Here is a 14,868-nt window from a genome sequence, read left to right as displayed (position 1 = left end):
CTACCTTCTTAAGTGGATTTTTTATTTACTGCCTGAGATAACCATCAATGATGGTCGTCGCCACGCAGGTAAATGACCCAGTATGTCAACCCAACTAACAGACCCCCACCGATAATGTTCCCGATAGTGACGGGGATCAGGTTATCAGTAATGAAATTCATAATAGTCAGGTGAGAGAAACTTTCCGGGGATGAACCAATTGCGGTCCAGAACTCCGGGCTTGCAAAGTTGCGGATAACAATCCCCATCGGGATCATGAACATATTCGCAATACTGTGCTCAAAGCCGCTGGCAACAAACATCGCAACCGGCAGAACCATAATCATGGCTTTATCCATCAGGCTACGACCAGAATAGCTCATCCAGACCGCCAGGCAGACCATCAGGTTTGCAAGGATGCCGAGAGCAACGGCTTCGATAAATGTGTGGTGCATTTTGTGGTCGGCGGTTTGCAGGACGTTAAGCCCCCAGCCGCCGTTGGCGGTCATGTACTCGCCAGAAAGCCACATCAACAGAACAAAGAGCAGACAGCCAATCAGGTTGCCAACGTAGACGTTAAGCCAGTTGCGCGCCAGTTGACCCCAGGTAATTCTTCCGCTGGCTTTTGCCACGACAATCAGCACCGTTGAGGTGAAGAGGTCGGCACCGCAGATGACGCAAAGAATCAGACCCAGTGAGAAGCAAATGCCGCCAATCAGTTTGGCTATGCCGAAAGGCATGGCAGCAGTACCGGTAGTGGCAGTGATGTAGAAGACGAAAGCGATTGAGATGAACACACCAGCAGTAATCGCCAGATAGAACGTCTTCATCGGGTGTTTCGTTGCTTTATAGACACCCGCTTCTTCGGCAACTTTTGCCATCGCGGCGGGGAGTAAAAGATCAAAAGGGTTGTCAGCTTTCACACTAACTCTCTCTTTATTAAGTCGGCGACGAGATACTAACAAAGCATTATAGAAGAGAAATTGATATAGATCATATCTCGCCTGGCTTATAGGCCCGCAGTGTGTATGGTTTTACAGCAAATGCGGAGTAAGTAATTGATTATCCGTATAAAAATAAATTTTAAAAGTTATGAAAAGAGTTGAATTATTTCGTTCGGCCCCCTCCGAAACAGTTAATTAATATGGAGTATTTACCATAAAAAGTAACAATAAAGCCCGGGTAAAGATTATTATATTTACCCATGTTTAACTTTATTATTACAATCAGCAATCATTACCGAAAAAAATAAAAAACGGGGCAATGAAATTGCCCCGTAATATAGCCCAGACGATTGAATACGCCTACTGCTGCTAATGTTATATGCGCTTATTTTGACCAGTAAGCGGCTTTTGCTTTCTGCAGCTTTTCATAGGCCTTGAGCAGCGACTGGTGCGCCGGGAAGGCTTTCAGATCGCTGTCCACGGCCTGCAGACCGTAGAATGGCTCTTCACCGCTGAGCGCCGCGCTGGCGGCTTCAACCGCTTCAGCACCGTACATACGCACGAAAGCGTTCAGGTATTGCAGTGGCTCACGATCCTCTTCCTGCGAAAGCAGCAGCAGGGTTTGCAGGCAACGGTAATAGTTGGTGCGCTCGGCAGAGAAGACCGACTGGTTGAATTCCATCGTCCATTCCGTCCAGGCCAGGGCCTGATCCAGATCGCCGCCAGCCAGCGCCAGCATCGCTTTCAGCTCCCCGATACGCAGGGTATACCAGCCGTTGTCTTTACCCGTCGCCAGGCCCAGCAGTTCACGCACGCGAGTGAAATCATCGTGACCTTCTTCGTCCAGTTGGGCGATCAGGTTCAGATAATCCTCTTTTTCCCACTCGCTGCCTGGCAGAGCAAGCAGGGTTTCGCGCAGGTGCGCGCCCATGCTGTTGTTCGCCAGCCACAGATCTTCAGCAGGGTAGATGTCGGACATGCCCGGCACAATGATGCGGCATGCGTAAACGCCCAGGTGTTCGTAGTCGGCAATGTAGACTTCCTGATCTTCGGCGTTAAAGATGGCCATCAGCGTGGCGAACTCTTCTTCCGTGGTGCCGGCAAAGCTCCAGTCTACGAACGGATAGTCTGCGTCCTGCTTAAACATATCCCAGGAGATCAGGCCGCTGGAATCGATGAAGTGGGTTTCGAGGTTGGTATGCTCCGCCACTTCTTCATCGTCAAAGGTTGGCGGGGTGAAGACGTCGAGATCTTTCAGGCTACGGCCCTGCAGCAGTTCGGTGACGGTACGCTCCAGCGCCACGCCGAAGTCAGGGTGCGCGCCGAAGGAGGCGAAGCAGGTGCCGTTTTCTGGGTTAAACAGCACCACGCAGATCACCGGATATTTTCCGCCCAGTGAGCCATCGTAGGCGAAGATTGGGAAACCTTCCGCTTCGAGTTTGGCGATGGACTCCACCACGCCCGGGTAGCGCGCCAGCACGTCGGCCGGAATTTCAGGCAGGCTGATAGATTCGGCAATAATGCGGTTTTTAATGTGACGCTCGAACACTTCTGACAAGCCCTGAACGCGCGCTTCGTTGCGGGTGTTACCGGCGGACATGCCGTTAGACACATACAGGTTGCCGACGATGTTCATCGGAATATACACGGTCTGCTCGTCAGACTGGCGGGTGAACGGCAGGGCGCAGATACCACGATCTTCGTTACCAGACTGCAGATCGATCAGCATGCTGGCGGTCAGTTCGTTTTCTGGATCGTAGAACGCACGCAGGCGGGCGTCGAGAATACCTTCCGGCAGTTCATCGTCTTCGGTCAGCGGGAACCATTTTTCGTTCGGATAGTGAACGAATGGGCCGTTAGCGATGGTTTCGCCCAACCAGAAGTCAGCGAAGAAATAGTTGGTGGACAGACGCTCAAAATACTCACCCAGCGCGGAGGCCAGTGCCGCTTTTTTAGTCGCGCCTTTCCCGTTGGTAAAGCACAGGGCACACTCTTTGTCGCGAATATGGACGGACCAGACATGGGGCACCGGATTGAGCCAGGAGGCTTCTTCGATGTTAAAACCCAGGTCGGTCAGTTTCTGCTGGAAGCGAGCGATGGAATCTTCCAGAGCGGCGTCTTTGCCGGGGATAAACGTTTGAGTCATGGCGTTCACTTTTATCGTACGTAAAGCGCGCAATGATACGGGTTTTGCGTGACGGGTGCTATCTTCGGCGAAAATAAAAGGCTGGGCTATGCTTAGTGGCAGTAACTGACTGTTAAGGCATAGAAAAATGAAAGCATTTGATCTCCAGCGGATGGCGTTTGATAAAGTTCCCCCCGAGTTTTTAGGCGAAGTGGCTTTGCGGAGCCTGTATACCTTCGTTCTTGTCTTTCTGTTTCTCAAGATTACGGGCCGTCGCGGTGTGCGGCAGATGTCGCTTTTTGAAGTGTTAATCATCCTCACGCTGGGGTCAGCGGCGGGGGATGTCGCCTTTTATGACGATGTGCCGATGGTGCCGGTCTTTATCGTCTTTGTCTCGCTGGCGCTGCTGTACCGCCTTGTGATGTGGCTGATGTCGAAGAGCGAAAAGCTGGAAGATCTGCTGGAAGGGAAGCCTGTGGTGATTGTCGAAGACGGACAGTTGGCCTGGGAAAATGTGCAAAGTGCCAATATGACCGAGTTCGAATTTTTTATGGAATTGCGTCTGAACAGCGTCGAACAACTCGGACAGGTGCGTCTGGCCATTATGGAAACGAACGGTCAAATCAGCGTGTATTACTATCATGATGACGAGGTGAAGCCGGGGTTATGCATCCTGCCGGATATGCTCATTGAGCGATACAAAACCGTCCCCGATGCGGGCGAATATGCCTGTATAAAATGTAGTCATGTGGTGGTGATGAAGGCAGGCGCTCATCAATTATGCCCTCGCTGTACGAATCCAGAATGGACGAAGGTTAGCCGGGCTAAACGGATCACCTGACAGCCATTTTGTCGGTTTTGTCCTGGCGAGGCGGCAGATTGTTTTGTGTGATGTGAGCCACATTTCACGGGTCATAAGTTTTAGACATTGCGGCGCGTGTCACTGAATGATAAAACCGATATCCACAGTTATAACTTATGGCTTTTAGCGTGGTGAGGGGAAATGGCTCAAGTCTTTAATTTCAGTTCAGGTCCGGCGATGTTACCGGCAGACGTGCTTAAACAGGCTCAACAGGAACTTTGTGACTGGAACGGTCTCGGTACGTCGGTGATGGAAATCAGCCACCGTGGTAAAGAGTTTATTCAGGTGGCGGAAGAGGCAGAAAAGGATTTTCGCGATCTGCTGAATATTCCCTCGAACTACAAAGTATTGTTCTGTCACGGCGGCGGACGCGGCCAGTTTGCTGGCGTACCGCTGAATATCCTTGGCGATAAAACGACGGCTGACTACGTTGATGCGGGCTACTGGGCGGCAAGCGCCGTTAAAGAAGCGCACAAATACTGCACGCCGAACGTTATCGACGCCAAAGTGACCGTTGACGGTCTGCGCGCCGTGAAGCCCATGAGCGAATGGCAGCTTTCTGATAACGCAGCCTATCTCCACTACTGCCCGAACGAAACTATCGACGGGATTGCCATCGACGAGACGCCAAACTTCGCCAGCGATGTTGTGGTTGCCGCCGACTTCTCCTCCACCATTCTTTCTGCCCCGATTGATGTCAGCCGCTACGGCGTTATCTATGCAGGCGCACAGAAAAATATCGGTCCTGCAGGCCTGACAATCGTCATTGTACGTGAAGATCTCCTGGGGAAAGCCCATAAGTCTTGCCCGTCAATTCTCGACTACACCGTGCTGAACGATAACGACTCCATGTTCAACACGCCACCGACGTTTGCCTGGTACCTCTCGGGCCTGGTCTTCAAATGGCTGAAGCAAAACGGCGGTGTGGCGCAGATGGACAAGGTCAATCAGCAGAAAGCTGAACTGCTGTACGGCGTGATCGACAAAAGCGATTTCTACCGTAACGATGTGGCGAAAGCTAACCGCTCCCGCATGAACGTGCCGTTCCAGCTGGCAGACAGCAACCTGGACAATGTGTTCCTGAAAGAGTCCTTCGCGGCAGGTCTGCACGCGCTGAAAGGCCACCGAGTGGTGGGGGGGATGCGCGCCTCTATTTATAACGCGATGCCGCTGGAAGGGGTTAAAGCTCTGACCGATTTCATGATCGACTTCGAACGTCGCCACGGTTAATCGCGCTGTTTCCACCCCCGTAGCCCTGCTGCGGGGTTTTTATTATGTTGAGTTGAGAGTTAAGTTTCATGGAATCCCTGACGTTACAACCTATCGCGCGGGTAGATGGCACCATCAATCTGCCTGGTTCAAAAAGTGTCTCGAACCGCGCTCTGCTGCTGGCAGCTCTGGCAAACGGCACCACCGTCCTTACAAACCTGCTGGACAGCGATGACGTACGCCACATGCTCAATGCGCTGAAAGCGTTGGGTGTTCATTACACTCTCTCTGACGATCGTACCCGCTGTGAAGTGACCGGCAACGGCGGCGCGCTGCGTTCGGGTGAAGAGCTCGAGCTGTTTCTGGGCAACGCGGGTACCGCGATGCGTCCATTGGCGGCGGCGCTGTGTCTGGGCACCAATAACATCGTGCTGACCGGCGAGCCGCGCATGAAAGAGCGTCCGATCGGCCATCTGGTCGATGCCCTGCGTCAGGGTGGCGCGCAGATTGAGTATCTTGAGCAGGAAAATTATCCGCCACTGCGTCTGCGCGGGGGCTTTAGCGGCGGTGACGTCGAGGTGGACGGTAGCGTTTCCAGCCAGTTCCTGACGGCACTGCTGATGACCGCGCCGCTGGCACCGCAGGATACGGTTATCACGATTAAAGGGGATCTGGTCTCCAGACCGTACATTGATATCACGTTGCACCTGATGAAAACCTTCGGCGTTGAGGTGGAAAACCAGTCTTATCAGCGTTTTGTGGTGCGTGGGGCGCAGCAGTATCAGTCTCCGGGCAATTACCTGGTTGAAGGCGATGCGTCATCGGCCTCTTACTTCCTGGCTGCGGGCGCGATCAAAGGCGGCACCGTGAAGGTGACCGGTATTGGCCGCAACAGCGTGCAGGGCGACATCCGTTTTGCCGACGTGCTGGAGAAAATGGGCGCCACTGTCACCTGGGGCGATGACTTCATCTCCTGTACCCACGGCGAGCTGAATGCCATTGATATGGACATGAACCACATTCCGGATGCGGCGATGACCATTGCCACGGCTGCGCTGTTTGCCAAAGGCACCACCACGCTGCGTAACATCTACAACTGGCGCGTGAAAGAGACTGACCGTCTGTACGCGATGGCGACCGAGCTGCGTAAAGTGGGGGCTGAGGTGGAAGAGGGCGAAGACTACATTCGCGTCACCCCTCCGGCAAAACTGCAGTTCGCAGAAATTGGCACCTACAACGATCACCGTATGGCGATGTGCTTCTCGCTGGTGGCGCTGTCCGACACGCCTGTGACCATTCTTGACCCGAAATGTACGGCGAAAACCTTCCCGGACTACTTCGAGCAGCTGGCGCGCATCAGTACGCTGGCCTGATAGCGTTATGCCGCATCCTTCGATGCGGCATTTCCTTACGCTTCCTGACGAACACTTCCGCTCATTTCTTCTACACTCTGCTTCAATCATTCCGTAATTTGCACGCAAAGGTAACAGTTGCGCACGTTGGCGCGTATAATGCGCGGCGTTCATGTTAACGGTATGCCTTATTTAAGGAGAAAAAGATGACGGCAGTTGCCCCGGTAATCACCATTGATGGGCCGAGTGGCGCAGGGAAAGGTACCCTGTGCAAAGCGATGGCGGAAGCATTGCAATGGCATCTTTTAGATTCGGGCGCAATCTATCGCGTGCTGGCGCTGGCTGCGCTGCATCATCATGTCGATGTCGCCTCTGAAGAAGCGCTGGTACCGCTGGCTGCGCACCTGGATGTCCGTTTTGTGTCTACCGATGGCAACCTGGAAGTGATCCTTGAAGGGGAAGACGTGAGCGGTGAAATCCGTACGCAGGAAGTGGCGAATGCGGCCTCTCAGGTTGCGGCCTTCCCGCGTGTGCGCGAGGCGCTGTTACGTCGCCAGCGTGCGTTCCGCGAAGCCCCGGGGTTGATCGCCGACGGACGCGATATGGGCACCGTGGTATTCCCTGATGCGCCTGTAAAAATTTTCCTTGACGCCTCTTCAGAAGAACGTGCTCAACGCCGCATGCTTCAGTTGCAGGAGAAGGGGTTTAGTGTTAACTTTGATCGCCTTTTATCCGAGATAAAAGAGCGCGATGATCGCGATCGTAACCGCGCTGTCGCGCCACTTGTTCCTGCAGAAGATGCATTAGTTCTGGATTCAACCAGTTTAACTATTGAGCAAGTGATTGAAAAAGCGCTACAATATGCGCGCCAAAAACTGGCACTCGCGTAAACGCGACCGATTTAGCAGTACCCCCGCTGCAATGGATTGACGGCGGGTATGTGAAACAACCCCATCCGGCACGGAGCCAGGTGGACGTTAATATTAACCTGAAGATTAAACATGACTGAATCTTTTGCTCAACTGTTTGAAGAATCCTTAAAAGAAATCGAAACCCGTCCGGGTTCCATCGTTCGTGGTGTTGTTGTTGCTATCGACAAAGACGTAGTACTGGTTGACGCCGGTCTGAAATCTGAGTCCGCCATCCCGGCAGAGCAGTTCAAAAACGCCCAGGGCGAGCTGGAAATCCAGGTTGGTGACGAAGTTGACGTTGCGCTGGACGCAGTAGAAGACGGCTTCGGTGAAACCCTGCTTTCTCGTGAGAAAGCTAAACGTCACGAAGCATGGATCACCCTGGAAAAAGCTTACGAAGAAGCTGAAACTGTGGTCGGTGTTATCAACGGCAAAGTTAAAGGTGGCTTCACTGTTGAGCTGAATGGTATTCGTGCGTTCCTGCCAGGTTCTCTGGTAGACGTTCGTCCAGTCCGTGACACCCTGCACCTGGAAGGCAAAGAGCTTGAGTTCAAAGTCATCAAGCTGGACCAGAAGCGTAACAACGTTGTTGTATCCCGTCGTGCCGTTATCGAATCCGAAAACAGCGCAGAACGCGATCAGCTGCTGGAAAACCTGCAGGAAGGCATGGAAGTCAAAGGTATCGTTAAGAACCTCACTGACTACGGCGCATTCGTTGACCTGGGCGGCGTTGATGGCCTGCTGCACATCACCGACATGGCGTGGAAACGCGTTAAGCACCCAAGCGAAATCGTGAACGTGGGCGACGAAATCACTGTTAAAGTGCTGAAGTTCGACCGCGAGCGTACTCGTGTATCCCTCGGCCTGAAACAGCTGGGCGAAGATCCATGGGTAGCTATCGCTAAGCGTTACCCAGAAGGTACTAAACTGACTGGTCGCGTAACCAACCTGACCGACTACGGCTGCTTCGTTGAAATCGAAGAAGGCGTTGAAGGCCTGGTGCACGTTTCCGAAATGGACTGGACCAACAAAAACATCCACCCATCCAAAGTTGTTAACGTTGGTGATGTAGTGGAAGTGATGGTTCTGGATATCGACGAAGAACGTCGTCGTATCTCCCTGGGCCTGAAACAGTGCAAAAACAACCCATGGCAGCAGTTCGCGGAAACCCACAACAAGGGCGACCGTGTTGAAGGTAAAATCAAGTCTATCACTGACTTCGGTATCTTCATCGGCCTGGACGGCGGCATCGATGGCCTGGTTCACCTGTCTGACATCTCCTGGAACGTTGCAGGCGAAGAAGCAGTTCGTGAATACAAAAAAGGCGACGAAATCGCTGCAGTTGTTCTGCAGGTTGACGCAGAGCGTGAGCGTATCTCTCTGGGCGTTAAACAGCTCGCAGAAGATCCGTTCAACAACTGGGTTGCACTGAACAAGAAAGGCGCAATCGTAAACGGTAAAGTAACTGCAGTTGACGCTAAAGGCGCAACCGTAGAGCTGGCTGACGGCGTTGAAGGTTACCTGCGCGCTTCTGAAGCTTCCCGTGACCGCGTTGAAGATGCCACTCTGGTTCTGAACGTAGGCGACGACGTTGAAGCTAAGTTCACCGGTGTTGACCGTAAGAACCGTGCAATCAGCCTGTCTGTTCGTGCTAAAGACGAAGCTGATGAGAAAGATGCAATCGCAACTGTTAACAAACAGGAAGATGCAAACTTCTCTAACAACGCAATGGCTGAAGCTTTCAAAGCAGCTAAAGGCGAGTAATATCAGGTTCTCAGCATCATTTGAGCTGTAACGCATTTACAGCGCGAAGGATGAAGAGCAAACTTGACAGATTACAGGATCCGTCCTGTAATCAATAACAAAGGGCGGCTACGGCCGCCCTTGTTTAATGAGCTGTTCAGCTAATTGGTTTGAAAGGAACCGGAGGAATCATGACCAAGTCAGAATTGATTGAAAGACTTGCCAGTCAGCAACCGCATATCCCTGCCAAGGCAGTGGAAGATGCCGTAAAAGAGATGCTGGAGCATATGGCCTCCACTCTTGCCCAGGGCGAGCGCATTGAAATCCGCGGTTTCGGTAGTTTTTCTCTGCACTATCGTGCTCCACGCACCGGGCGTAACCCGAAAACGGGTGATAAAGTCGAGCTGGAAGGTAAGTACGTTCCACACTTTAAACCGGGTAAAGAACTGCGCGATCGCGCCAATATTTACGGCAACTGAGTTTAGCCAGCCGGTTAAACTGGGTTCGAAAGAAAGCACCTGCGGGTGCTTTTTTTTATTCCTGTCGTTTTCTTCTGGAAGGCATCCCTCATTTCCCGCTGCGTTTTCTGCAACCTGTTAAAAACCTTGCTGCGCTTGCTGTAAATCCAATTCTTCACAACTGACGAGCCGCATCACTCACGAGCATACTGCCACCCTGAAACAGGGAGGTAGCAATGGGAATTCCCGCTTTATGTATCTGCGCCATTCTGGCGATAGCCCCGTTACTCTGGTTACCTGAACTGCCATCACGCTATACCGTCTGGATAATGCTGGCGGGCGGGGTGGTGCTGGGCACATGCCAAAACGTGCGCCTGAAGTATGTGGGGACCGCGCTGTTATTTTGCGCGTGGGGCCTTCTGGCCGCGCAGGAGAGCGTCTGGCCGATGCAGCATTTAACCACGGGAGCCGTGCAGGCCGAGGTAGAGATCACCGCCACTGATGGTGCAACTCAGCATCAGGGAAAGATTCGTACCGTAAACGGCCGGCGCTGGTGGGCGTCCACCGGCGTAACGCTGTATGGCAATTATTTGCCACAGAGATCATGTGCTGGCCAGCGCTGGGCGATGATGCTCAGGCTAAAACCTGCACACGGCGAGCTGAACGACGGAGGCTATGATCCCCAACGTAGCGCCATTGCCCGACACCAAACGCTGAGCGGGCGCTTCACCCATGCGGAACTTGTTGATGGACACTGCAGCCTGCGAGCGCAATACCTGATGTCGCTGCAAAACCGACTTTCTGATTATCGCTGGGGAGCGGTTATCCTCGGGCTGGGGATGGGAGAGCGTCTGGATGTCCCCCGAGAAATAAAAGACCTGATGCGTGAAACCGGCACACTGCATCTGATGGCGATTTCGGGCCTGCATATCACGCTGGCGGCATCCCTCGTCTGGTTACTCGCGCGTGCGATCCAGTTTATATTCCCCAGCCACCGGGTCCACTGGCAAATGCCACTCCTGGCCGGGTTGTTCTTCGCCGCTTTCTACGCCTGGCTTACCGGTCTGCTGCCTCCTGCACTACGAACGGTCATCGCACTTGCCGTGCTGGCGGCGATGCGAATCGGTTCCCGCCAATGGTCGCCGTGGCAGGTATGGTGTTGCTGTGTCGCGGCGATCCTGATAAGCGATCCCTTAGCCATACTTTCTGAGAGTCTGCTCCTGTCCGCATTTGCCGTCGCGGCGCTGATTTTCTGGTTTCAGTGGCTGCCTCTTCCTCGCTGGCAGTGGGCCCGACGCATACGGCCACTACTTAATCTGATCTATCTGCAGGTTGGCATGCTGGTGTTGCTCATGCCGTTACAGGTGCTGATTTTCCACGGCTTCAGTATCTCCTCTCTGGTCGCCAATCTCTTTGCCGTGCCGATAGTGACGTTTGTCAGCGTACCGCTGATTTTACTCGGAATGTTGCTCCATCTGTTACCGCTGGGGGGAATGGAAAGTGCCATCTGGTTTGCAGCCGATAAGTCCCTTGCCGGGTTGTTCTGGCTACTGATGCGCTTGCCAGACGGCTGGCAGAGTGTGGATCAGCGCTGGCAGTACATGACGCTACTGCCCTGGCTTATCATCATCGGCTGGCGTTTGCGAGCCTGGAAAACCGTTCCAGCCGTGTGTCTGGCTGGGAGTCTGTTGCTGGCATTTCCCCTCTGGCGAACGGCTAAAAGTGATGCCTGGACGCTACATATGCTGGATGTGGGGCAGGGGCTGGCCATGGTCATCGAACGGCAGGGAAAAGCGATTCTCTTTGATACCGGGCTCGCCTGGCCAGGGGGAGATAGCGCACAGCGGTTAATTATCCCCTGGCTGCGCTGGCACCATCTGCGGCCAGATGGCGTGATTCTCAGCCATGAACATCTTGACCATGCAGGAGGTCTCGCATCGCTGCAAAAAGCATGGCCGGAGATGTGGGTAAGAAGTCCATTACGTCTGGCGGGGCACCGGCCCTGCTTTCGTGGGCAGAGCTGGAGATGGCAGGGATTAACCTTCGCCGTCCACTGGCCCTTGGAAAATGACCCGGCTCGGGGAAACAACCGCTCCTGCGTGGTGAAAGTGGACGATGGTGAGCAGAGTATACTGCTGACGGGAGACATTGAAGCGCCAGCAGAACAGGCTATGCTTAGCCATTACTGGCAACATCTTGCGTCGACGTTAATCCAGGTTCCCCATCATGGCAGCAATACCTCATCGTCATTGGCGCTGGTACAACGGGTGGAGGGAAACATTGCGCTGGATTCAGCAGCCCGCTATAACGCCTGGCGGTTTCCGTCGGCGAATGTGGTCCGACGTTATCGAAAAGAGGGGTATATCTGGCAAGATACCCCCCATTCCGGGCAAATATCGGTGACATTCTCGCAACATCGCTGGCAAATCCGGCGCTTGCGGGATCAATTTTTACCACGTTGGTATCATCAGTGGTTTGGCGCGCCCTTAGATAACGGGTAGAATATGCGGCTATTTCAACAAATGCTGGTTTTTTGAATGCATAACGACAAAGATCTCTCCACGTGGCAAACCTTCCGCCGACTCTGGCCGATGATTGCACCTTTTAAAGCAGGCTTGATCGTGGCGGGTGTAGCGTTAATCCTCAACGCAGCCAGCGATACTTTTATGTTATCGCTCCTTAAACCGTTACTGGACGACGGTTTTGGTAAAACGGATCGCTCAGTGTTGCTATGGATGCCGCTGGTGGTTATCGGGCTGATGATCTTACGTGGTATCACCAGCTATATCTCCAGCTACTGCATCTCCTGGGTATCCGGGAAAGTGGTTATGACCATGCGCCGTCGTCTGTTCAGCCACATGATGGGCATGCCGGTCTCATTCTTTGACAAGCAATCTACGGGGACACTACTGTCCCGTATTACCTACGATTCAGAGCAGGTTGCGTCCTCCTCCTCAAGCGCGTTGATTACCGTCGTGCGTGAAGGGGCGTCGATCATCGGCCTGTTTATCATGATGTTCTATTACAGCTGGCAGCTGTCGCTCATCCTGATCGTTTTGGCTCCGGTTGTCTCGATTGCCATCCGCGTTGTGTCCAAGCGTTTCCGCAATATCAGTAAAAATATGCAGAATACGATGGGGCAGGTAACAACCAGCGCCGAACAGATGCTGAAAGGCCACAAAGAGGTGTTAATTTTCGGTGGCCAGGACGTCGAAACCAAACGCTTTGACAAAGTCAGCAACAAAATGCGTCTTCAGGGGATGAAAATGGTCTCGGCCTCTTCCATCTCTGACCCGATCATTCAGCTGATTGCCTCACTGGCGCTGGCGTTTGTCCTTTATGCGGCAAGCTTCCCAAGCGTGATGGAGACGCTGACGGCGGGTACCATCACCGTGGTCTTCTCCTCGATGATCGCCCTGATGCGTCCCCTGAAATCTCTGACTAACGTGAATGCCCAGTTCCAGCGCGGGATGGCGGCTTGTCAGACATTGTTCAGCATTCTGGATTCCGAGCAGGAAAAAGACGAAGGTACACGCGAGATTGAGCGCGCCCGTGGCGATGTTGAATTCCACAACGTGACCTTCACCTATCCGGGCCGCGATACGCCCGCTCTGCGCAATATCAACCTGACGATTCCGGCGGGTAAAACGGTGGCGCTGGTAGGCCGTTCTGGCTCCGGTAAATCCACCATTGCCAGCCTCATCACCCGTTTCTACGACATCAACGAAGGTGAAATTCTCCTTGACGGTCACGACCTGCGGGAGTACACCCTGCAGTCGCTGCGTAACCAGGTTGCGCTGGTTTCTCAGAACGTGCATCTGTTTAACGATACGGTCGCCAACAACATCGCTTATGCGCGCAATGACGAGTACAGCCGCGAGCAGATCGAGAATGCCGCACGCATGGCCTATGCGATGGACTTTATCAACAAGATGGATAACGGTCTGGATACCATCATTGGTGAAAATGGCGTGCTCCTGTCCGGTGGTCAGCGTCAGCGTATTGCGATTGCGCGCGCGCTGCTGCGTGACAGCCCAATCCTGATTCTGGATGAAGCGACGTCCGCACTGGATACCGAATCTGAACGCGCTATTCAGTCGGCGCTGGACGAACTGCAAAAGAACCGTACCTCACTGGTGATTGCACACCGTCTGTCGACTATCGAGCAGGCGGATGAGATCGTGGTGGTTGAGGATGGCGTCATTGTTGAACGCGGAAGCCACGCAGCTTTGCTGGAACACCGCGGCGTATACGCCCAGCTTCATAAGATGCAGTTCGGCGAATGATTGCACGCATCTGGTCCGGTGAATCCCCGCTGTGGCTGCTGCTTTTGCCGCTCTCCTGGCTTTACGGCCTGGTGAGCGGCATCATTCGTCTGCTTTACCGTCTGGGGATCAAGCGGGCCTGGCGTGCGCCAGTGCCGGTTGTGGTTGTGGGCAATCTTACGGCGGGCGGCAACGGTAAAACACCGGTGGTGATCTGGCTCGTGGAACAGCTGCAAAAACGCGGTATCCGCCCGGGTGTGGTCTCGCGTGGGTATGGCGGTAAAGCGGCGCAGTACCCACTGCTGCTGGCAGAGAAAACCACCACTGCCGAAGCGGGTGATGAACCGGTATTGATTTTCCAGCGTACTGGCGCGCCGGTGGCAGTCTCCCCGGTTCGCAGCGACGCCGTGCAGGCGCTGCTTGCCGAACACGCGGTACAAATTATCATCACTGACGATGGTCTGCAGCATTACGCGCTGGCGCGTGATAAAGAGATTGTGGTCATCGACGGGGTTCGCCGTTTCGGTAACGGATGGTGGCTGCCAGCCGGCCCTATGCGTGAACGCGCTTCACGTCTGAAGTCCGTTGATGCGGTGATTGTAAACGGTGGTGAGGCAAAAGCGGGTGAAATCCCTATGCACCTGTTGCCGGGACTAGCGGTAAACCTGGTGACAGGTGAACGCCGGGCGGTTGCTGAGCTGCCTTCGCTGGTGGCAATGGCAGGGATTGGTCATCCTCCGCGCTTCTTCGCAACGCTTGAGCAGTGTGGTGCCAGGCTTGAAAAACGCATTCCACTGGCTGACCATCAGGCGCTGGTGGCAGAGCAGGTTGATGCGCTCACGGCGTCGGGACAAACGCTCATTATGACCGAAAAAGATGCGGTGAAATGCCGTGCCTTTGCGAAAGAAAACTGGTGGTATCTGCCGGTTGACGCTGAACTCAGCGGCGAGCAGCCGGAATACTTGCTCAAGGAACTGATTGCGTTAGTGCAGTGAGGGCTTACGCGGTTCTGGTGGCGCT

General features: G+C 53.8%; 11 protein-coding genes. 9 read left to right on the top strand and 2 right to left on the bottom strand.

Translation table 11 applies throughout. From position 1 onward, the window contains the following. Positions 1-44 precede the first annotated feature (44 nt). Positions 45-902, bottom strand: coding sequence for a formate transporter FocA (focA, locus tag ACOTY9_RS09040; protein ID WP_014883214.1), 858 nt, complete (start codon positions 900-902; stop codon positions 45-47). A 406-nt stretch (positions 903-1,308) separates the two neighbouring features. Continuing rightward, on the bottom strand, positions 1,309-3,069 hold the full coding sequence (gene ycaO, locus ACOTY9_RS09035; protein ID WP_014883215.1) for a 30S ribosomal protein S12 methylthiotransferase accessory factor YcaO: 1,761 nt from the start codon (positions 3,067-3,069) through the stop codon (positions 1,309-1,311). A 127-nt stretch (positions 3,070-3,196) separates the two neighbouring features. On the opposite strand from ycaO, the gene ACOTY9_RS09030 reads away from it, so the two are divergent. The 9 genes from ACOTY9_RS09030 (at position 3,197) to lpxK (ending at position 14,843) form a co-directional block, all read left to right on the top strand. Further along, positions 3,197-3,889 carry a DUF421 domain-containing protein gene (locus tag ACOTY9_RS09030; RefSeq protein ID WP_348565662.1) on the top strand — a complete coding sequence of 231 codons (693 nt, stop codon included), beginning with the start codon at positions 3,197-3,199 and terminating at the stop codon, positions 3,887-3,889. A 162-nt stretch (positions 3,890-4,051) separates the two neighbouring features. Beyond that, a complete protein-coding gene (gene serC / locus ACOTY9_RS09025) occupies positions 4,052-5,140 on the top strand; it encodes a 3-phosphoserine/phosphohydroxythreonine transaminase (RefSeq protein ID WP_023332545.1) in 1,089 nt (362 codons plus the stop codon). Positions 5,141-5,208: 68 nt separating this feature from the next. Continuing rightward, entirely contained in the window at positions 5,209-6,492 is a 1,284-nt protein-coding gene (aroA, locus tag ACOTY9_RS09020) for a 3-phosphoshikimate 1-carboxyvinyltransferase (protein ID WP_180253520.1), read from the top strand. Positions 6,493-6,677: 185 nt separating this feature from the next. Next, entirely contained in the window at positions 6,678-7,361 is a 684-nt protein-coding gene (cmk, locus tag ACOTY9_RS09015) for a (d)CMP kinase (protein WP_013097305.1), read from the top strand. Between the two features lie 111 nt (positions 7,362-7,472). After that, positions 7,473-9,146, top strand: a complete 1,674-nt coding sequence (gene rpsA, locus ACOTY9_RS09010) for a 30S ribosomal protein S1 (RefSeq protein ID WP_008499966.1) — start codon at positions 7,473-7,475, stop codon at positions 9,144-9,146. 170 nt (positions 9,147-9,316) lie between these two features. Then, entirely contained in the window at positions 9,317-9,604 is a 288-nt protein-coding gene (ihfB, locus tag ACOTY9_RS09005; RefSeq protein WP_008499965.1) for an integration host factor subunit beta, read from the top strand. A 215-nt stretch (positions 9,605-9,819) separates the two neighbouring features. After that, positions 9,820-12,084 (top strand): ComEC family protein, encoded by a 2,265-nt coding sequence (locus ACOTY9_RS09000; protein ID WP_348565661.1) that lies wholly within the window; start codon positions 9,820-9,822, stop codon positions 12,082-12,084. Positions 12,085-12,120: 36 nt separating this feature from the next. After that, positions 12,121-13,869 carry a lipid A ABC transporter ATP-binding protein/permease MsbA gene (gene msbA / locus ACOTY9_RS08995; protein WP_200925075.1) on the top strand — a complete coding sequence of 583 codons (1,749 nt, stop codon included), beginning with the start codon at positions 12,121-12,123 and terminating at the stop codon, positions 13,867-13,869. Beyond that, a complete protein-coding gene (gene lpxK, locus ACOTY9_RS08990; RefSeq protein ID WP_348565660.1) occupies positions 13,866-14,843 on the top strand; it encodes a tetraacyldisaccharide 4'-kinase in 978 nt (325 codons plus the stop codon). The genes msbA and lpxK overlap by 4 nt, the downstream gene beginning before the upstream one ends. Positions 14,844-14,868 lie beyond the last annotated feature (25 nt).

This window comes from Enterobacter cloacae complex sp. SHL012, from assembly GCF_049237505.1.
Lineage (GTDB): Bacteria > Pseudomonadota > Gammaproteobacteria > Enterobacterales > Enterobacteriaceae > Enterobacter > Enterobacter kobei.
The sequence above is the reverse complement of the archived record's forward strand: the minus strand, read 5'-3'. Positions and strand labels throughout refer to the sequence as shown.

Excerpts from the sequence above, each read along its gene's own strand:
- ycaO (WP_014883215.1), bottom strand. The coding sequence starts at position 3,069 with ATGACTCAAACGTTTATCCCCGGCAAAGACGCCGCTCTGGAAGATTCC.
- ACOTY9_RS09030 (WP_348565662.1), top strand. The coding sequence starts at position 3,197 with ATGAAAGCATTTGATCTCCAGCGGATGGCGTTTGATAAAGTTCCCCCC.
- serC (WP_023332545.1), top strand. The coding sequence starts at position 4,052 with ATGGCTCAAGTCTTTAATTTCAGTTCAGGTCCGGCGATGTTACCGGCA.
- aroA (WP_180253520.1), top strand. The coding sequence starts at position 5,209 with ATGGAATCCCTGACGTTACAACCTATCGCGCGGGTAGATGGCACCATC.
- cmk (WP_013097305.1), top strand. The coding sequence starts at position 6,678 with ATGACGGCAGTTGCCCCGGTAATCACCATTGATGGGCCGAGTGGCGCA.
- rpsA (WP_008499966.1), top strand. The coding sequence starts at position 7,473 with ATGACTGAATCTTTTGCTCAACTGTTTGAAGAATCCTTAAAAGAAATC.
- ihfB (WP_008499965.1), top strand. The coding sequence starts at position 9,317 with ATGACCAAGTCAGAATTGATTGAAAGACTTGCCAGTCAGCAACCGCAT.
- ACOTY9_RS09000 (WP_348565661.1), top strand. The coding sequence starts at position 9,820 with ATGGGAATTCCCGCTTTATGTATCTGCGCCATTCTGGCGATAGCCCCG.
- msbA (WP_200925075.1), top strand. The coding sequence starts at position 12,121 with ATGCATAACGACAAAGATCTCTCCACGTGGCAAACCTTCCGCCGACTC.
- lpxK (WP_348565660.1), top strand. The coding sequence starts at position 13,866 with ATGATTGCACGCATCTGGTCCGGTGAATCCCCGCTGTGGCTGCTGCTT.